General features: G+C 67.1%; 18 protein-coding genes and 1 tRNA gene. 10 read left to right on the top strand and 9 right to left on the bottom strand.

The window, feature by feature from the left end; all coding sequences use genetic code 11:
* The first annotated feature begins 1 nt into the window (after position 1).
* From FHS79_RS14765 to FHS79_RS14750, 4 genes are all read left to right on the top strand, one after another.
* Positions 2–886 (top strand): YsnF/AvaK domain-containing protein, encoded by an 885-nt coding sequence (locus FHS79_RS14765; RefSeq protein WP_184201775.1) that lies wholly within the window; start codon positions 2–4, stop codon positions 884–886.
* 110 nt (positions 887–996) lie between these two features.
* A complete protein-coding gene (locus FHS79_RS14760; protein WP_184201772.1) occupies positions 997–1,680 on the top strand; it encodes an SOS response-associated peptidase in 684 nt (227 codons plus the stop codon).
* A 145-nt stretch (positions 1,681–1,825) separates the two neighbouring features.
* The gene (locus tag FHS79_RS14755; protein WP_207792374.1) at positions 1,826–3,142 is read left to right on the top strand and encodes an APC family permease; all 1,317 of its coding nucleotides are present in this window, start codon (positions 1,826–1,828) and stop codon (positions 3,140–3,142) included.
* Positions 3,139–3,690, top strand: coding sequence for an SAM-dependent methyltransferase (locus tag FHS79_RS14750; protein WP_184201769.1), 552 nt, complete (start codon positions 3,139–3,141; stop codon positions 3,688–3,690). The genes FHS79_RS14755 and FHS79_RS14750 overlap by 4 nt, the downstream gene beginning before the upstream one ends.
* On the opposite strand, the gene FHS79_RS14745 is transcribed toward FHS79_RS14750, so the two are convergent.
* A complete protein-coding gene (locus FHS79_RS14745; RefSeq protein ID WP_184201766.1) occupies positions 3,687–4,451 on the bottom strand; it encodes an SDR family NAD(P)-dependent oxidoreductase in 765 nt (254 codons plus the stop codon). The genes FHS79_RS14750 and FHS79_RS14745 overlap by 4 nt on opposite strands.
* The gene (locus FHS79_RS18970; protein ID WP_243452925.1) at positions 4,448–4,762 is read right to left on the bottom strand and encodes a histidinol dehydrogenase; all 315 of its coding nucleotides are present in this window, start codon (positions 4,760–4,762) and stop codon (positions 4,448–4,450) included. The genes FHS79_RS14745 and FHS79_RS18970 overlap by 4 nt, the downstream gene beginning before the upstream one ends.
* 416 nt (positions 4,763–5,178) lie before the next feature.
* On the opposite strand from FHS79_RS18970, the gene FHS79_RS14735 reads away from it, so the two are divergent.
* Together FHS79_RS14735 and FHS79_RS14730 are read left to right on the top strand one after the other, a co-directional pair.
* On the top strand, positions 5,179–6,171 hold the full coding sequence (locus FHS79_RS14735) for a helix-turn-helix transcriptional regulator (RefSeq protein ID WP_207792373.1): 993 nt from the start codon (positions 5,179–5,181) through the stop codon (positions 6,169–6,171).
* A 79-nt stretch (positions 6,172–6,250) separates the two neighbouring features.
* Entirely contained in the window at positions 6,251–6,853 is a 603-nt protein-coding gene (locus tag FHS79_RS14730) for an HD domain-containing protein (RefSeq protein ID WP_207792372.1), read from the top strand.
* Between the two features lie 24 nt (positions 6,854–6,877).
* Here the strand turns inward: FHS79_RS14730 and FHS79_RS14725 are convergent, their stop codons facing one another.
* The 3 genes from FHS79_RS14725 to FHS79_RS14715 form a co-directional block, all read right to left on the bottom strand.
* A complete protein-coding gene (locus FHS79_RS14725; protein ID WP_184201763.1) occupies positions 6,878–7,825 on the bottom strand; it encodes an alpha/beta fold hydrolase in 948 nt (315 codons plus the stop codon).
* An 89-nt stretch (positions 7,826–7,914) separates the two neighbouring features.
* A complete protein-coding gene (locus FHS79_RS14720; protein ID WP_184201760.1) occupies positions 7,915–8,376 on the bottom strand; it encodes a YHS domain-containing (seleno)protein in 462 nt (153 codons plus the stop codon).
* A 39-nt stretch (positions 8,377–8,415) separates the two neighbouring features.
* Positions 8,416–8,492: transfer RNA gene (locus FHS79_RS14715), tRNA-Met, on the bottom strand.
* A gap of 143 nt (positions 8,493–8,635) precedes the next feature.
* Here FHS79_RS14715 and FHS79_RS14710 point away from each other — a divergent pair.
* Positions 8,636–9,601, top strand: a complete 966-nt coding sequence (locus FHS79_RS14710) for an NAD(P)H-dependent flavin oxidoreductase (protein ID WP_184201757.1) — start codon at positions 8,636–8,638, stop codon at positions 9,599–9,601.
* Positions 9,602–9,776: 175 nt separating this feature from the next.
* Here FHS79_RS14710 and secF read toward each other — a convergent pair whose 3' ends face one another.
* The 3 genes from secF to yajC are packed head-to-tail and all read right to left on the bottom strand — an operon-like array spanning position 9,777 to position 12,701.
* The gene (gene secF, locus FHS79_RS14705; RefSeq protein ID WP_184201754.1) at positions 9,777–10,751 is read right to left on the bottom strand and encodes a protein translocase subunit SecF; all 975 of its coding nucleotides are present in this window, start codon (positions 10,749–10,751) and stop codon (positions 9,777–9,779) included.
* A 10-nt stretch (positions 10,752–10,761) separates the two neighbouring features.
* Positions 10,762–12,342, bottom strand: coding sequence for a protein translocase subunit SecD (gene secD, locus FHS79_RS14700; RefSeq protein ID WP_184201751.1), 1,581 nt, complete (start codon positions 12,340–12,342; stop codon positions 10,762–10,764).
* 5 nt (positions 12,343–12,347) lie between these two features.
* Entirely contained in the window at positions 12,348–12,701 is a 354-nt protein-coding gene (yajC, locus tag FHS79_RS14695) for a preprotein translocase subunit YajC (protein ID WP_184201748.1), read from the bottom strand.
* A gap of 97 nt (positions 12,702–12,798) precedes the next feature.
* Here yajC and FHS79_RS14690 point away from each other — a divergent pair, with 97 nt between their 5' ends.
* The 3 genes from FHS79_RS14690 (at position 12,799) to sppA (ending at position 16,751) form a co-directional block, all read left to right on the top strand.
* Positions 12,799–13,665 (top strand): DUF815 domain-containing protein, encoded by an 867-nt coding sequence (locus FHS79_RS14690; RefSeq protein WP_184201745.1) that lies wholly within the window; start codon positions 12,799–12,801, stop codon positions 13,663–13,665.
* Between the two features lie 49 nt (positions 13,666–13,714).
* Entirely contained in the window at positions 13,715–14,749 is a 1,035-nt protein-coding gene (locus FHS79_RS14685; protein ID WP_184201742.1) for a DUF3011 domain-containing protein, read from the top strand.
* Between the two features lie 103 nt (positions 14,750–14,852).
* Positions 14,853–16,751: a signal peptide peptidase SppA gene (gene sppA, locus FHS79_RS14680; RefSeq protein WP_184201739.1), complete on the top strand. Its 1,899-nt coding sequence runs from the start codon at positions 14,853–14,855 to the stop codon at positions 16,749–16,751.
* Here the strand turns inward: sppA and FHS79_RS14675 are convergent.
* Positions 16,736–17,335: a trimeric intracellular cation channel family protein gene (locus FHS79_RS14675; RefSeq protein WP_184201736.1), complete on the bottom strand. Its 600-nt coding sequence runs from the start codon at positions 17,333–17,335 to the stop codon at positions 16,736–16,738. The genes sppA and FHS79_RS14675 overlap by 16 nt on opposite strands.
* Position 17,336: the final 1 nt, after the last annotated feature.

Here is a 17,336-nt window from a genome sequence, read left to right as displayed (position 1 = left end):
CATGCGTACACTCACCGCCATGTTCGACAGTCGCGCCGACGCCGAGCGCGCTCGCGATCGTCTTTCGGACGTCGGAATCAGCAACGACAATGTCACCATCCTCGATCAGGGCAGTCTCGGCACCGCCGGCACCTCGGCCACACATCAGGACCGCAGCCTGTGGGAGGATATCAAGGCGCTCTTCACCGGCGACGAGCATCATTATGAGGAGGGTCTGCGCCGCGGCGCCTATCTGCTCACCGCCCGCGTCGAAGACACCGACGTCGATCGCGCCATCGATATCCTCGATGATGACGGCGCCGTCGATCTCGACGAGCGCACCGCAAGCTGGCGCGACGATGGATGGACCGATGACCGTCGGGACACGGACGCACTTGCCCATGGCGGCACCGCCTCCGCCCTGGCCGCCGGCGGCCTGGCCGGTCGGGAAAGCCGCGCCGACCTCGGTGAACCCGACGAGACCCGCATCCCCATCGTCGAGGAGCATCTGCGGGTCGGCAAGCGCGAGATCGCCCGCGGCGGTGTCCGCGTCAGGTCTTATATCGTCGAAGAGCCGGTGCACGAGTCGGTCCGGTTGCGTGAGGAAAATGTGACCATCGATCGCCGCCCGGTGTCGGGTGACCATGTCGCGGACGCTGGCGATCTGCTCCGCGAACGCACCATCGAGGTCATCGAGACATCCGAAGAAGCCGTCATCGACAAGCACGCCGAGGTTCGCGAGGAAGTCGTCATCGGCAAGACTGTCGGTGAAAGAGTCCAGCAGGTCGACAATACCGTCCGCCACACCGAGGTCGAAGTCGAACGCCTGCACGGCGAGGAGGAGACCGGTCACGGCGTCGATTCCGCTGGGCATTCGCTTCACCGGGACGACATCAACCGTCGATAGCGGAGCAGGGGGGCAGGCTGCCACATCGCGGCCTGCACCCTTCCGCTTCCCTGCCTGGCATCCGCGCCAATGCCGTGCATGATTTGCCCGGGTGGCGTAAGACAGCGGCAATGTGCAATCTCTACGCCTTGACCAGCGGACAACAGGCAATCCGCGCGCTCGCCGATGCCATGCGCGACACCAGCGGCAACCTGCCCATGCTGCCGGCGATCTTCCCGGACAATGCCGCTCCCATCGTCCGCACCGGCACCGATGGTGTCCGCGAACTCGCCATGGCGCGCTGGGGCATGCCCAGCCCGACATTCGCCCTTCAGGGCAAGAAGGTCGACAGGGGCATCACCAACGTCCGCAACACCGCGAGCCCGCACTGGCGGCGGTGGCTGGCGCAGCCGTCGCGGTGCCTCGTCCCGTTCACATCCTTCAGCGAGTCGGGGCGCAATGCCGATGGAAAGCCGGAGCCGGTGTGGTTCGCGCGTGATCATGTCCGGCCGCTGGCCTTTTTCGCCGGCATCTGGACCGGCTGGACCTCGACTCGCAAGCTTGCCGAAGGCGAGATCAGCTGCGACCTGTTCGCCTTTCTGACGACCGACCCAAGTGCCGAGGTCGGCAGCGTCCACCCCAAGGCGATGCCGGTCATCCTCTCGAGCAAGGAGGAGCTCGAAACGTGGCTGACCGCACCCTGGGCGGAAGCAAGCCGGCTGCAGAAGCCGCTCCCCGACGGCGCACTGACAATCGTCGCCCGCGGCGCGCTGCTGGATGGTGCCGCCAATGATGAGGTTCAGCCAGCGGGTTGAACTGCACCACCGCTGCGCCGCTCCGGCCGCCCTGTCTGCCGCATCCCCCGACGTGTTCGCCACCCATGGAACCGATCGCCACCTCCCGCGTTCGGACACAATTGGTCCGGCGAGGGGGGATAAGATCTCTTTTTCATCTGCCACCTTGCCACAGGCGCGGCTGCGTGGCCGCGATGCGGTCGCGATCGCCGTCGGCATCGTCGTGGGCGCCGGCATCTTTCGCACGCCCTCGCTCATTGCCGGCATGGCCGCCAGCGAGACGATGATGCTGCTCGCCTGGGTTGCAGGCGGCGTCATCTCGGTCGTGGGCGCGCTCTGCTATGCCGAACTCGCCTCTGCCTATCCTGGAGCAGGCGGCGATTACGGCTTCCTCACCAGGGCCTATGGCGTCCGCACGGGGTTTTTATACGCCTGGGCCAGGCTGTCGGTCATCCAGACCGGATCGGCCGTGCTGCTCGCCTATGTGTTCGGCGACTATGCCAGCGAAATCTACAGCTTCGGTCCGCTGTCCTCGACGATCTGGGCAGCGATCGTCATCGTCGGGCTGACTGCGATCAACTGGCTGGGTGTGCGGGCCGGCACCAGGGTCCAGCTGGTCCTCACCATCGTCGAGGTCGCCGCCGTGCTGATGGTCATCGCGGCCGGGCTGGTGCTGGCCCCCGAGCCGAGCGCCGAAGCGGCGCTGCCGGTCGTCGCGACCAGTGACTTCGGAACGATCATGGTGCTCGTGCTGCTCACCTATGGCGGCTGGAACGAGATCGTCTATGTGACAGGCGAACTCCCAGATGCACCGCGCCGCATCGCCCCGCTGCTGATGCTCAGCCTCGGGGTGGTCACGCTGCTCTACATGCTGGCCAATCTCGCCTATCTCCGCGGGCTGGGGCTCGGTGGCATGGCAGGAACCGATGCCGTCGCTGCGACATTGATGGGCCGGGTGTTCGGGGCACCGGGCACAGTCATGATCAGCGTAGCGATCGCCGTTGCGGCCCTCACCTCCGCCAATGCGACGATCTTCACCGGTGGGCGGAGCAACTGGGCGATGGGACGCGACACACCGGCGCTGCGCTGGCTCGGGCAATGGGATGGCCAGCGCGGCACGCCCGGCAATGCCCTGCTGCTGCAGGGCGCAGTGGCGCTGGCACTGACCATCGCCGGCGGCTTCGCGCGCGACGGTTTCCAGCTGGCCGTCGACTATACGGCGCCGGTGTTCTGGCTGTTCTTCCTGGCTGTCGGTGTCGCCCTGTTCGTGCTGCGAATTCGTGAGCCCGAAGTTCCCCGGCCCTTCCGGGTCCCCCTCTATCCGCTGCTGCCGGCGCTGTTCTGCGCCACCAACGCGTGGCTGCTCTGGTCCAGCCTCCAATACACCAAAGCCGGCGCGCTGGTCGGTGTCGGGGTGCTGGCGATCGGGGCGATGCTCTTGCTGTTTGTACGTCCAACCCAACTGAAGGAGACTGTCGGATGAAGACGATGATCATAGCGCTGCTGCTGGCTGCCGTTCCCGCTGCAACATTCGCGCAAACCCCAACCGCCCAGTCTTCACGCAAGCTGCGCGAGCCCGACGTGGTGTTCGTGCCCACCCCGCAAGCGGCCGTGGACGGAATGCTGGCGATGGCCAAGGTCGGCAAGAACGACGTGCTCTTCGATCTCGGCTCGGGCGATGGCCGCATCCCGATCACGGCGGCGAAAAAGTTCGGAACACGCTCCGTCGGCATCGACATCAACCCCGAGCGCATCGCCGAAGCCAATGCCAAGGCCAAGGAAGCCGGCGTGACCAACCTCGTCGAGTTTCGCAACGAGGATCTGTTCGAAGTCGATTTCAGCAGCGCAACCGTCGTCACCCTGTACCTGCTGCCGCAATTGAACCTGAAGCTGCGTCCCAAATTGCTCTCGAGCCTCAAGCCGGGGACGAGAATCGTGAGCCATGCCTTCGACATGAGCGACTGGAAGCCCGAGCGCGAAGAAACGTTCGAAGGCCGGACCGTCTATCTCTGGACGGTCCCGAAGCGCTAATCGGCCGTCCAACCCCCATCGACGATCAAGCTCGTGCCGGTCACCAGTGCGGAAGCCTCCGACGCCAGGAACACCGCCGCACCCATCACGTCCTCGACCTGCCCCAGCCGGCCGAGCTTGATCTTCTCGATCACACGCGCCTTGAAGGCAGCGTCCTCGAAATACGGCCTGGTGAGCGGCGTCTCGATGAAGGTCGGCGCGATGGTGTTGGATCGGATGCCGGCTTCGGCCAGGTCGAGCGCGAAGGCCTTGCTCATCCCCTCCAGCGCCCATTTGGAGGCGCAGTAGAGCGAGCGGTCGGGCCCGCCCACATGCCCCATCTGGCTGCCGATATGGATGAGGCTGCCGGGCTTGCCCTCCGCCAGCAGCCGCCGCACCGCCGCCTGCGCCACGAAGAACGCCGCCTTGACGTTCAGGTCCATCACCGCGTCATAATCGCTCTCGCCCACCGCCATCATCGGCATCGGCCGGTTGGTGCCGGCGTTGTTGATGAGGATGTCGAACGCCGGCCGTTCCTCGAAGAAGCGCTGGACGGCGCTGAACCTGGAAACATCGAGCATCTCCGCCGTCGCCGCCTCGCCGCGGGCGCCGATGGCTTCTGCTGCTGCGGCAATCCCGTCCCAGCTCCGCGCCACCAAGGTCACATGCGCACCCTGGCCGGCAAGTGCTGCTGCCAGTGCCAATCCGATACCCCGCCCCGCCCCGGTCACCAGCGCACGCTTGCCATCGAGGCGAAAGCTCGGGGTCGCGGGCAGGATCATGCGGCTTCGGCTTTTCCGCCACAGGGCATCTGGCGGCCGCCATGGCGGCGCACGTGGATGTTGGCCTGTTCGCCATGCCCGGCAAAGCCCTTGAGCGCGCACAACCGGCTGCAACATTCGCCGATCATCGCGCTCGCTTCGGCGGTGAGCACGCGCCGACACGTGCAGGTCCTGATGAACTTGCCCACCCAAAGCCCGCCGGTGCAGCGCGCCGCCTTGCGCATGGGGAGGGTGTGGTTGGTGCCGATCACCGTGTCACCATAGGACACGTTGGCGCCGGCGCCGAGGAAAAGCGCGCCATCCTTGGTCATGTTGCCAGGAAATGATCGGGGTCGCGGGTCATTGCTTGCACAGGATACGGTGCAACGTCCCGCGCGCAGCCCCGTGCCGGGCGGAGGGTCGCCCGGCACGGGTCGGGTCCCGGCGCTGCAGTACACGCCGATCCCGGCAGCGAAGCGCCGGCATGCCAGGGCTTGCACCCATGGCCTGCCGGCTTCGAACAGGCACCGCCGCCGCCACCTTTGCCTGTCCGACTCCCCATGTCGTGCAGCCCTTGGATGCCAATCGGGGTCACATCCGGCACGCCCTCTTGCGAGCGTCCCAGGCCAGGCATGACCCCGTTTGGCATGCTCAAAACGGGAACGGTTGTTTCGAAAAGCTAAACTTCCCTTGCAGGCGCGCCGCTGCCACGGCACGTCCTCCCTGTAGACATTTCAGGGGGTTTGCTTTGCGTTACGCTCGTGCCGACAGGCTCATCCAGCTCGCGCTCGAAATGCAGGCTGCCCGCGGCGGCCTGACCCTCACCGATATCGAGCAGCGCTTCGACGTGAGCCGCCGCACCGCCATCCGCATGCGCGATGCCGTCATCGCCGCGTTTCCCCAGGCCGATGAGGTGCCGTCCAACGATCGCGCCAAACGCTGGCGGCTCTCGGGTGGTGCCGTCCGCCCGCTGCTCGGCATCACCGCCGACGATCTCGCTTCGCTCGAAAATGCCGCTGCGCTGCTGATCCGCGAGAACCTCGTCGATCAGGCCGATGAGCTGCGCGGTGTCGCCTCCAAGATCCGCGCCTCGCTCGCCGCCGAGCTGATGCGCCGGATCGACCCCGATTTCGGCGCGCTGGCAGAAGCCGAGGGTCTGGCAATGCGGCCGGGGCCGCGCCCCGCCATCCCTGCCTCGCTGTTCGCCACACTGCGCACCGCGATCAAGTCGTGCCGCAAGGTAACCTTCCAATATGCCGGGCGCATCAGCGGCACGCAGGCGCCCCGCACTGTGCGCCCGCTCGGCTTTCTCTATGGCCACCGCCACTATCTGGTCGCGCAGAACGACGATGCTGCTGCCGCTCGCGCCCCGGTGCGCTTCTTCAGCATGCCCCAGATCACCAAGCTCCGCCTGCTGCCGGACAATTTCGATCGCGATCCCGACTTCAACCTGCGCGCGTTCGTGGCACCGTCCTTCGGGGTCTATGAGGAAGCGCCCGTCGATGTCGTGTGGCGGTTCAGCGCCGAGGCCGCGCCCATCGCCCGCCAGTTCCAGTTCCATCCCAGCCAGACGGCCGAGGCGGGCGACGATGGCACATTGTTCGTGCGCTTCCACGCCGGCGGGCTGCTCGAAATGGCGTGGCACCTGATGACCTGGGGCCGCCATGTCGAAGTGCTCGCCCCGCAGGCGCTGCGCGACCTGCTTCCCGAAACCATGCCAAACTGGCCGGCACTGCCCTGAAACATTCTTGAATCGTCCCTGACCCGCATTGGCACGGTCGACACGTATCGATGCGGCGACCAACAGGGAGATCCGGCCATTGTCTGCCACCAACCCCATCATCGGGCTGTCTTTCACCGAAACGCGAAAGGTCTTCCAGGCCCTCGCCTTCGCCGCCCGCAAGCACAGCGACCAGCGGTGCAGGGATGTCGAAGCGTCCCCCTGCATCGACCACCCGATCGCACTTGCCGATCTGCTGGTCAATGAAGGCTGCGTCACCGATCATGTCGTGCTGTGCGCCGCCCTGCTCCACGACACGATCGAGGATACCGAGACGTCCCACGACGAGCTTGTTGCCACCTTCGGCCGCGAGATTGCCGACGTCGTCCGCGAGGTGACCGACGACACGACGCTGGGCAAGGCCGAGCGCAGGTCACGCGAGATCGAGCATGCGCCCTATCTTTCGGCGCGCGCCCGGCTGGTCAAGATTGTCGACAAGACCTGCACCCTGCGCGATCTCGCCAGCAAGCCGCCGCCCGACTGGACCGCCGAGCGCCGCCAGGCATATTGCACCTGGGCCGCGCGTGTCGTCGCCCGGCTTGGCTGTGACAACCAGGCGCTGCTGGCAGCCTTCGAAGCCGCGCTTGTCGCCGGGAGCGTGGCACCCGCGCCGCCGCCGCTGCTGGCCAACGACCGCCGCTGACCAATCACGCCGTCCCGGCCGGCGTCAGGCGAGCGCCAGGATCGCGCTCGCCACCGCCGCAGGGCGCACATGGTGGATCATGTGCCCCACGCCCGGCATCGCCTCACCTGCTGCCGTCGGCAGCTCTGCCACCAGCCGTTCGGATTGCTCGGCCTGGCCCACGAGCTTGTCGCCATCGCCCCACAGCACCACGATCGGCATCTGCAACTTGTTGTAGCGCGCGCTCAGCCGCGCCACATTGGCGGGCATCTGCGCGCCATCCTCCCCCGAAGCGCGGATCTGCTGCGGCCGCAACATCAGCCCGAACGGCATGTTGTCGTTGAACGCCGGCGGCACTTCGGCGGGGGCAAAAATCATCTTGTTGCCGAGCGGCCCCACGATCCGTGTCTGCAGCGGCCCCCAGGCATTGTTGAACACCGTGGCAATCCCGGGCAGCTCGGCCACCGCAACAGCGCGCGAATCAGGCCGCGACGTCGGATAATAATAGCCCGCCAGCAACGCCAGCGCCTTGACCTCGCCCGGATGCGCCAGCGCCCAGGCCATCGCCACCAGCGTGCCCCAGCTGTGCCCGACGACCACCGGGCGCACGACGCCGATCTGCCGGGCTGCCGACGCCAGCAGCTCGGCCTGCGCTTCGGCGGTCCACTCCCGGTCGGTTGGCCGTTCGGTATAGCCATAGCCCGGCCGATCGAACGAGATCACCCGGTGCGTCGCCGCCAGCCGCGACACCAGCCCGGCCACCTCGAAATCCTGCACCAGCGAGGCATTGCCATGGATCAGCACGATCGCATCGCCAGGACCGCCAGTATCGGTGTAATGCACCTTGACGCCATCGACATCGATCAGCGTGCCGGCCGGCGGAAACTTCTTCTCGGCCGCGCGCGCCGACACATGGTTGAACACCGCCGCACCGGCAAGCGCCACCGCGCCGCCGGCAAGCCATGCGGCGCCCTTCGAAATCCTGTTTGTCATGTCGCTAACCTCGGAAAAACGCCTTGGGCAATGCCGGGCAACCGGCAGCCACCCCGATGGTTCCGGGGGCGCGATCCCTGTAGCGACGCCTATTTGTCCTGTGCCGCCCACCAGGCGGTGGCGCGCTCGCGCGTGCCGGGCAGCCCGGCAATCCATTTGGCTTCGGCGTCGGGGCTGCAATTCAGCACCAGCACGCCATCCTCGATGCGGAACACCTTGGGGTTGCCGCCGGCCTTGCGCCCTTCCGATGCCGCCCATCCACAATGGCCGCCGAACGCCGGCAGATAGCGCGCCGGGTCACCCAGAAAGGCATCGCGGTTCGCCATCGTCGCGAACAGATAGCGCGCACCACCGAAGTCGGCGCTGATCGCCGGGTCGCCCGGTATCGCCGAGCCGCTGAAATAGGCCACCGGGTCATGCCCGCCCACCGCCGCCTCGGTCCCCGAAGCGCCCTGCCAGACAGGGGCAGACCGCGGCGCATCGATGGCGAGCGCCGGCAGCGGTGCCACCAGCATCATCAGGACCCCAAGCACCGACAAGCGCTTCATCATGGCTTGATTTCCCATATCCGGGCCTCTCCATTCTGCGCGTGGTAGCGGAGGAGGGATTTGAACCCCCGACCCCAGGATTATGATTCCCGTGCTCTAACCAACTGAGCTACTCCGCCATACCAGAATGGCGCACCCGCGCGGGGAAGCGGCGCTATAGGATGCGGCTGCGGCGCGGTCAACCGTCACGCCATTTTGGCCAGCTTGCCAAGCCTTGCGTGCCCGCCTAGCCATGGCGCGGAGATCATTCGGGGATACCATCATGTCGATTCCAGCCCAGTTCGCCCACCGCCTCAAGCTGCCGGTCATCGGCTCGCCGCTGTTCATCATCTCGGTCCCCGAGCTCGTCATCGCCCAGTGCAAGGCCGGCATCATCGGCAGCTTCCCCAGCCTCAACGCCCGCCCGCTCGCCCAGTTCGAGGAGTGGCTGCAGCGCCTCTCCACCGAGCTCGGCCCCGATGATGCCCCTTATGCCGTCAACCTCATCGTCCACCGCTCCAACGACCGGCTGATGGCCGATCTCGAGCTGTGCGTGAAGTACAAGGTGCCGATGATCATCACCTCGCTCGGCGCCCGCGAAGATGTCAACGAGGCCATCCACAGCTATGGCGGCGTGGTGATGCACGACATCATCAACGACAAATTCGCCCGCAAGGCCATCGAGAAGGGCGCCGATGGCCTCATCGCCGTGGCCGCCGGGGCAGGGGGCCACGCCGGCACCATTTCGCCCTTCGCGCTGATCCAGGAAATCCGCCAATGGTTCGATGGCCCTCTGGCGCTCTCGGGCTCGATCGCCACCGGCGATGCCGTCCTCGCAGCGCAAGCGATGGGAGCCGATTTCGGCTATATCGGCTCGGCCTTCATCGCCACGGCCGAGGCCCGCGCCGTCGAAGGCTACAAGCAGATGATCGTCGACTCCAAGGCCGATGACATCGTCTATTCCAACCTCTTCACCGGCGTGCACGGCAACTACCTCAAGCCCTCGATCGCGGCGGCCGGCATGGACCCCAATGCGCTGCCGCAAGGCGACATCAGCACCATGAACTTCGGCAGCGGCAGCAGCTCAGATGCCAAGGCCTGGAAAGATATCTGGGGCTGCGGCCAGGGCATCGGCGCCGTCAAGGAAATCCTCCCCGCCGCCGCCCTCATCGCGCGCCTCATCCGCGAGTACGAAGCCGCCCGCGCGCGGATCGGGACGCCGGTGGCTGCTGCAATGGCGGCGGAGTGAGCCTCCGGCGTAGGGTTTCCATCGAAGCAAGCTTCGATGGGGCCCGGCTGGGGCCGCAGGCCCCAGGCCCCATTTTGAGGTCCATGCAGAAGCAACAACCGTCATCACATTGAGAAAGCTGATTGATGGGGTCTGGGGCCTGCGGCCCCAGCCGCCGGAGGCCCTTCCTCAAAGCCTAGCCGCCGATCCGCTCCGAGCGGGTCTTCGGCTTCAGCCGGCCCTCGCCCCCGCTCTCGGTCGGCAGGAACGACCCCGGGCCGACACCGAGCCAGATCAGAATTGGCGCCGCGATGAAGATCGAGGAATAGGTGCCCACACCGATGCCCAGCAGCATCGCCACCGAGAAGCCGAACAGCACCGACCCGCCGAAGGCCACCAGCGTCGCCAAGGCGATGATCATCGTCAGCGAGGTGACGATGGTGCGTGGCAGCGTCTCGTTGAGCGACAGGTCGAGCAGTTCGGCCATCCCCATCTTCCGATACTTTCGCAAATTCTCGCGCACCCGGTCATAGACGACGATGGTATCGTTGAGCGAATAGCCGACAATTGTCAGCACCGCCGCCACGATGTTGAGATCGAACTCATACTGGGTGACAGCAAAGAAGCCGAGGGTGAGGGCGACGTCGTGGAGCAGCGCGAACAGCGCCCCCACCCCGAACTGCCACTCGAACCGGAACCAGATATAGACCGAAATCCCGATCATCGCGAACAGGATCGCAAGCGCGCCGGCCGTCACCAGTTCGCCCGAAACCTTGCCCGACACGGTTTCGGTGCGGCGGAAGCTGGCATCGGGGTTGCCGGCGCGAACGGCGTCCTGCACTCGCGTCACCACGCGCTGCACCGCGGCCTCGTCGCCCGGCGGCAGCGGCAGCCGGATCGACACGGTGTTGGCATCGCCGAAGGTCTGGATCGAGGCCGAGCCCGCCCCGGCCGAATTGACCGTCCGCCGCAGCTCCTCGATCCGCGCTTCCTGCTCGAAGCGGACCTCCATCATCAGTCCGCCCGAAAAATCGACGCCGAAGTTGAGGCCGCGGATCGCCACCAGTGCGAACGACGCGATGATCATCAGCACCGAAATGCCCACCGCGACGTTCCGCCAGCGCAGGAAGCCGATGTTGGTGTTGTCGGGAACGAGTTTCAGCAGGCGCATGACAAGATCCTCACAGCACCAGCGACTTCGGCCGGCTGCGCAGCCAGCCCGCGACCATCAACCGGGTGATCGTCACCGCGGTGAACACCGAGGTGATGATTCCGATCGTCAGCACCACGGCAAAGCCCTTCACCGGCCCCGATCCGAAGGCGAACATGATCGCAGCGGCAATCACATTGGTCACATTGGCATCGAAGATTGTGCGCGAAGCCTCGCGGTACCCCGTCTCGACCGCCCCCACCACAGCGCGCCCACGCCGCAGTTCCTCGCGGATGCGCTCGTTGATGAGCACATTGGCATCCACCGCCGCCCCCACCGTCAACACGAAGCCGGCAATGCCGGGCAAGGTAAGCGTGGCGCCGAGGCCCGACATGATCGCCATCACCAGCACGCCATTGGCAATCAGCGCCACCACCGAATAGACGCCGAAGCGGCCATAGGTGATGATCATGAACACCGCCACGAAGATGGTCGCCAGCACGCTGGCAATGGCGCCGGCACGAATGCTGTCCGCCCCCAGATCGGGGCCGACAGTGCGCTCCTCGACAACCTTCAGCTCCACCGGCAGCTTGCCCGAGCGCAGCAGGATCGCCAGCTCGTTGGCGGTCGCCACCGTATAGCTGCCCGAAATGATGCCCGAGCCGCCCAGAATCGGCTCGTTGATGCTCGGCGCCGAGATCACCGTATTGTCGAGGATGATCGCGAACGGCCGCCCCACATTGGCCTGTGTCGCCTGCGCGAAGCGCCGCCCGCCAGTGCTGTCGAAACGGAAGCTCACCGCCGGCTGGCCATTCTCGTTGGTGCTCACCTGGCTGTCGATCAGCTGGTCCCCGGTGATGATCGCGCGGCGCTTCACCACAACCGTGCCGCCTTCGATGCTCGGCAATATCTGGCTTCCCGGAGGCGCCCGCCCCTCGGCCACCAGCGCCGGATCGGCGTCGACATCGACGAGCTTGAACTCGAGCTTGGCGGTCTTGCCGATCAATGATTTCAGCGCATCGGGGTCCTGCAGCCCGGGCACCTGCACGACGATGCGGTTGGTGCCCTGGCGAATGATGTTGGGCTCGCGCGTGCCGAGCTCGTCGATGCGGCGGCGGATCACTTCCACCGCCTGTGCCATCGCACTGTCCACCGCCAGCGCCACACCGGCCTGCGTTGCCTGCAGCGTGATCCGCGGGCCGTTGTTGCTCACCTCGGTCTCGCGGGTGCCGGTAATGCCCCCCACCGGCGTCGAAACCCGCCGCAGCACCGAAAGGGCGCGGTCGAGATCGGCGGCATTGGTCACCGTCAGGCTCACCCGGTCCCGTCCTTGCGACAGGTCGGTAAAGGCGATGGCGCCGCCCTCTGCAATGCGAAGCTCGGTGCGCACCGTTTCCTCCAGCGCTTCGAGCCGCGCCTTCAGCACATCATCGGCGGTGGCCTCGAGCATGAGGTGCGAGCCACCGCGCAGGTCGAGCCCCAGGTTGAGCTGGCCCTGCGGCAGCGGCTCGGGCCAGGCACTCGCCGGAACGAAATTCGGCATGGCGAAGATCAGCCCCGCCAGCAGCGTGGCGGCGATCGTCCAGATCTTCCATTTGGGAAAGTCGAGCAAGCGCGTCAGGCCTTGGCGGCGGTCGCGTTGGATCCGACAGCAGCGCCCGGCTTGCGCACATCGGCAAGCGTCGCCTTCAGCACCCGCAGCTTCACGCCACTCGCCACCTCGACTTCGACTTCGGTGCCCTCAACCTTCATCGCCTTGCCGATGATGCCGCCACCGGTCACCACCTCATCGCCCTTGGCCACGGCATCCACCATCGCGCGGTGCGATTTCACCCGCTGCTGCTGCGGGCGGATCAGCAGGAAGTAGAAGATCGCGAAAATGGCGAGATAGGGGGCGAAGCCGATGATCATCACCATCGGGTCGGTGCTGGCGGCACCGGCAGCCTGGGCATAGGCCGGGGTTGAAAACATGAGGAGCAGCTTTCTTCGTTGCGGCTGTGGTGCAGCGCGATATGGGGTGGCTCTAGCGGGTTGCAAGCAGCCTCGCAACCGTGGCACCGGGTTGCTGATGAACGACAGTCAAGCAGCCCTTGCCCAGTCTCTGGCCCGGATCGCCGCCGCCGTGCAGGCGCTCGCCGCGGGCCTTGCCCCGCCAGTGGCACGCGGCGCCGATCCGGCGGAGGGTGACTGGTTCGTCTGGAGCGAAGGCGCGCTGCGCCGGGTGCCACGACCACGCACCACGCCCCTCGCACTGTTCCAGGGCGTCGATGCGCAGCGCGCCGCCCTTGTCGAGAATGTCCGCCGCCACGGCGCCGGACTTCCGGCGCACGATGTCCTGCTCTGGGGTGCGCGCGGCATGGGCAAGAGCTCGCTCGTCCGCGCCGTCCATGCCGCGGCAACCGACGCCGCTTCCGGGCCGGTGGCGCTCGTCCAGGTCGCACGCGAGGATGTCGCCGGGCTGGCCCGGCTGTTCGAGCGGCTCGCCGATATCGATCGCCCCTTCACCGTCTTCCTCGACGATCTCGCCTTCGATGCCTCGGGTGCCGAGGTCCACGCCCTGCGCGCGCTCCTCGATGGCGGCATCGAGGCGCGTCCCGAGCAGGTGCGGCTGATGGTGACGAGCAATCGCCGCCACCTGCTGCCGAGCACGCTCGCCGCCGCCGATGCGGACGATGCCAACCCCCCCGATGCAAATCCAAGAGACACCCGCGACGACCAGCTGGCCCTGGCGGACCGTTTCGGGCTACGGCTGGGCTTCCACAATTGCGACCAGCCGACCTATCTCGCCATGTGCTCGGCCTATGCCGCAGCGCACGGCCTCGCCTTCGATCCTGCTGCCGCTCTCGCCTTCGCCGCCGGCCGGGGTGCGCGCTCGGGCCGCGTCGCCTGGCACTTCATCGTCGATGCCGCCGGCGCGCAGCGGGTCCGGCTTTAGCCTCTCGACTCGCAAAGGGCGGTTCGGCACAATTGCCGGAACACATGCCTTGGGGGCGAAGATGACGATACGGGGGCTGATCGGCTGGACGGCACTGCTCGCAATGGCACCGCTGCCGCCCGCGATGGCGCAACAGAATGACGAGCGCCGCTGGAACAACAGCCAATATGATCGCACCATCACCTGCTCGTCGAGCGGCAACCGCTACCGTGAATGCCGCGCCGATGCCGGCGGCGGCGCCGATCTTCTCCGCGTGCTCGGCGGCAATTGTGGACGCAACAACTGGGGCTATCGCACCGACGCCGTGTGGGTGCGAAACGGTTGCCGCGCCGAATTCGGCGTGCGCAGCAACGGCTTTGGCGGCAGCGGCGGAAACAACGGTGGCAATTGGGGCGGCGGCTGGCAGGGTGGCAATGGCGGCGGCAACAACTGGGGCGGCAACAACAACTGGCAGACCGGCACCGTCCGCTGCGAATCGCGCAACAACCGTCGCCAGAGCTGTCGCGCCGATGCGCGCGGTGGCGTTCAGATAAGCCGCGTGCTGGGCGGCAATTGCAGCCGCGGCAACTGGGGCTGGCAAGACAACGAGATCTGGGTCGATCGCGGCTGCCGCGCCGAGTTCCTGGTGCGCGGCGCGGGCCCGCAGCCCGATCAGGGCGGCGGCGGCCCATCCACGGGCGCCATCATCGGTGGTGTCGCGGTCGCCGCGGGGCTCGCCGCCATCATCGCCGCGGCCACCCGGAAAAAGACCCCGGATGCCGCCACGATGCCCGAGGCGGGTCCGCTCCCCGCCGGCCCGGCCAATGGCGGTGGCAGCGGCCCGGCCAGCATCGACGTCAATCTCGCCGCCGTGCCATCGGCAGCGCGCCCGGCATTCCAGACCTGCCTCGCCGAAGCCGCGCGCCAGATCGGCGCCACCGGCGGCACCGCCATCGCGCTTTCAGAGATGCAGGAGATCGAGCCCGGCAACGGCGGCTATCGGTTCCGCTTCCGCCTCGATGGCAGCTGGCCCGACGAGAAGCGCACCATCGGCGCCTTTTGCCGCGCCACCCCCACCCAGGTCATCGAGCTCGATTTCCAGTAGCGCCGAGCGATCGGCAATCGTGCGCCGCGACCGGCTGCCCCGCTTGTGGGCCCGACGCCGCACCCTATATTGGTCGCATCCTGTTCAGTCTTAAGGCACCCTCATGAGTTTTGCGCGCGGCACGTGGCGCTTCCTGGTCGGCGTGAAGGACCTTCTGGTCCTGTTGCTGCTGCTCATCTTCTTCGGAATCCTCTGGGCGGTGCTCAGCCAGAGCACGGCCGTCACCGTGCCCGGCGGCGGTGCGCTGGTCCTCAATCTCGAAGGCGTGATCGTCGATCAGGCGAGCGAGCAGGATCCGACCCAGGCGCTCCTCGGCAGCCGTGGCCTGCGCGAGATCCAGGTGCGCGATGTCGTCATCGCGATCGACAATGCCGCTTCCGACAATCGGATCAGCACGCTGGTGCTCGATCTCGATACCTTCATCGGCAGCGGTCAGGCCAATCTGCAAGCTATTGGCCGCGCGCTCACGGCGTTCAGGAAATCCGGCAAGCCGATCGAGGCCTATGCCACCGCCTACACCGACGACAGCTATTATCTCGCTGCCCGCGCCGATCGCGTCTGGCTCAATCCGTTCGGCGGCGTGCTCGTCTCCGGCCCCGGCAGCACGGGTCTCTATTTCGCCAGGGCACTGGAAAAGCTCAATGTGGACATCGAGCTGTTCCGCGTCGGCACCTACAAGGCCGCGGTCGAGCCCTTTGTCCGCAACGATGCCTCGCCCGAAGCCCGCGCAGCCGACCAAGCACTCGTCGATGGCATCTGGGCCGGCTGGAAGGCCGATACCCGGGCCGCACGTCCGGCCGCCGATATCGATGCCTGGCTGCGGGCCCTCCCGCAGCGCATCGCCGCCACAAAGGGCAACCAGGCCGAGGCCGCACGCGCAGCCGGGCTCGTCGATGTCCTCGGCAGCCGCACCGATTTCGAAGCCGCCCTTGTCGAGAAGCTCGGCGAGGCCGATGCCAACGAGCCCTATCCCTTCAAGGCGACCACGCTGGGCGCCTATTCGCGCGCCAACCGCTCGCTGGTGACCGGTACCGGCCCGGCTGTCGGCGTTCTCTATGTGAGCGGCGAAATCGTCGATGGCGAGGCACCACGCGGCACTGCCGGCGGCACCAGCATCGCCGATGCCGTCAAGGAAGCCCTCGCCAGCAACAACGACCTCAAGGCGCTTGTCGTCCGCATCGATTCGCCCGGCGGCTCGGTGCTCGCGAGCGAGGAGATCCGCCGCGCCATCACCACGGCCAAGGAATCGGGGCTGCCCATCATCGCCTCGATGGGCCCGGTGGCGGCATCGGGCGGCTATTGGGTCGCCACCGCCGCCGACCGCATCTATGCGGAGCCGAGCACCGTCACCGGCTCGATCGGCGTCTTCGCGGTGCTCCCCACCTTCCCCCGCGCCCTCGAGGCGCTCGGCATCGGCCGCGACGGCGTCAAGTCCACCCCCTATTCGGGCGAGCCCGACCTGCTTCGCGGCCTCGGCAGCGAGACCCGCCAGCTGCTGCAGATCTCGGTCGAAGACATTTATGGCCGCTTCATCAGCATGGTCGCCACGTCGCGCAACCTGCCGGTGGCCGAGGTCGATCGTATCGGCCAGGGCCGGGTCTGGACCGGCAGCACTGCCCTCAAGCTCAAGCTCGTCGACGAGCTCGGCGGCCTCGACATGGCCATCGCGGAAGCTGCCCGCCGCGCCGGCATCAAGAGCGACGGCAAAGTGCGAACCGTCGATATCGAGACTGCGCGCTCACCCGTCTCGGCTCTGCTCGAAAGCCTGTTCGGTCCCGGCGACGCCGCAGTGGCAACCGACCCCTGGGCAACGCTCGCGTCGCGCAGCCGGATGCGGGCGCTGGCCATGCTCGGCGATGTCCAGTCCCTCGGCACCGGCGCCACCATGCGCGCCACTTGCCTCGAATGCGCCGGCATGGGCTCGCCGCGCCCCGCCAAGGCAGCCGGCGTCGAGACCGCGATGAAGGCACTGGCGTCGGGGGCGCTTCAGTCCCGCCCATAGCCCGGCAGCTTCAACCCGCGCGCAATCGCCAGCGCGCGCAGCGTGAAGCCCGCCGCCACGCCCAGCCCCGCCGCCAGTGGCAGCGGCGCGCCGAGGAAAACCGCACCCACATGCACCGTGGCACCGAGTGCGGCGGCCGACACATAGATCTCCGGTCGCAACAGGATCGAAGGCTCGCCCGCCAGCACATCGCGGATGATCCCGCCGAAGCTGGCGGTCAGCACCCCCATCACGATTGCCGGCAGGGCAGGGAGGCCATAGCCCAGCGCCTTGTCGGCGCCGATCACCGCATAGGCCGCCATGCCGATGGCATCGAACCACAGCAGCGCGGCCAGCGGCCAGCGCTCGGCGCGGATGAGCCACACCGCCGCCGCCGCCACCAGGGAGACACCAAGATAGTCGGACCGCCCGACCCAGAACACCGGCGCCCCGATCAGCAGATCCCGCAACGTGCCCCCGCCCACACCCGTCACCGCGGCGAAAAACGCGAAGGTCACGATGGTCTGCCGCGCCCGTGCTGCCGCCAGCGCGCCGGAGATGGCAAACACCGCCACTCCGGCCATGTCGAGCAGTTCGGTCAACATG

It is taken from the genome of Polymorphobacter multimanifer (assembly GCF_014205635.1).
Lineage (GTDB): Bacteria > Pseudomonadota > Alphaproteobacteria > Sphingomonadales > Sphingomonadaceae > Sandarakinorhabdus > Sandarakinorhabdus multimanifer.
Note: the sequence above shows the minus strand (reverse complement) of the source record. Positions and strands in the feature narration are given on the sequence as shown.

What these genes read in the sequence shown, in the direction of transcription:
- FHS79_RS14720 (WP_184201760.1), bottom strand. Translation starts at nt 8,376, where the DNA reads ATGATGAAGCGCTTGTCGGTGCTTGGGGTCCTGATGATGCTGGTGGCA.
- yajC (WP_184201748.1), bottom strand. Translation starts at nt 12,701, where the DNA reads ATGTTTTCAACCCCGGCCTATGCCCAGGCTGCCGGTGCCGCCAGCACC.
- FHS79_RS14690 (WP_184201745.1), top strand. Translation starts at nt 12,799, where the DNA reads ATGAACGACAGTCAAGCAGCCCTTGCCCAGTCTCTGGCCCGGATCGCC.
- FHS79_RS14745 (WP_184201766.1), bottom strand. Translation starts at nt 4,451, where the DNA reads ATGATCCTGCCCGCGACCCCGAGCTTTCGCCTCGATGGCAAGCGTGCG.
- sppA (WP_184201739.1), top strand. Translation starts at nt 14,853, where the DNA reads ATGAGTTTTGCGCGCGGCACGTGGCGCTTCCTGGTCGGCGTGAAGGAC.
- FHS79_RS14760 (WP_184201772.1), top strand. Translation starts at nt 997, where the DNA reads ATGTGCAATCTCTACGCCTTGACCAGCGGACAACAGGCAATCCGCGCG.
- FHS79_RS14725 (WP_184201763.1), bottom strand. Translation starts at nt 7,825, where the DNA reads ATGACAAACAGGATTTCGAAGGGCGCCGCATGGCTTGCCGGCGGCGCG.
- FHS79_RS14710 (WP_184201757.1), top strand. Translation starts at nt 8,636, where the DNA reads ATGTCGATTCCAGCCCAGTTCGCCCACCGCCTCAAGCTGCCGGTCATC.
- FHS79_RS14675 (WP_184201736.1), bottom strand. Translation starts at nt 17,335, where the DNA reads ATGTTGACCGAACTGCTCGACATGGCCGGAGTGGCGGTGTTTGCCATC.
- FHS79_RS14750 (WP_184201769.1), top strand. Translation starts at nt 3,139, where the DNA reads ATGAAGACGATGATCATAGCGCTGCTGCTGGCTGCCGTTCCCGCTGCA.
- FHS79_RS14765 (WP_184201775.1), top strand. Translation starts at nt 2, where the DNA reads ATGCGTACACTCACCGCCATGTTCGACAGTCGCGCCGACGCCGAGCGC.
- secF (WP_184201754.1), bottom strand. Translation starts at nt 10,751, where the DNA reads ATGCGCCTGCTGAAACTCGTTCCCGACAACACCAACATCGGCTTCCTG.
- FHS79_RS18970 (WP_243452925.1), bottom strand. Translation starts at nt 4,762, where the DNA reads ATGACCAAGGATGGCGCGCTTTTCCTCGGCGCCGGCGCCAACGTGTCC.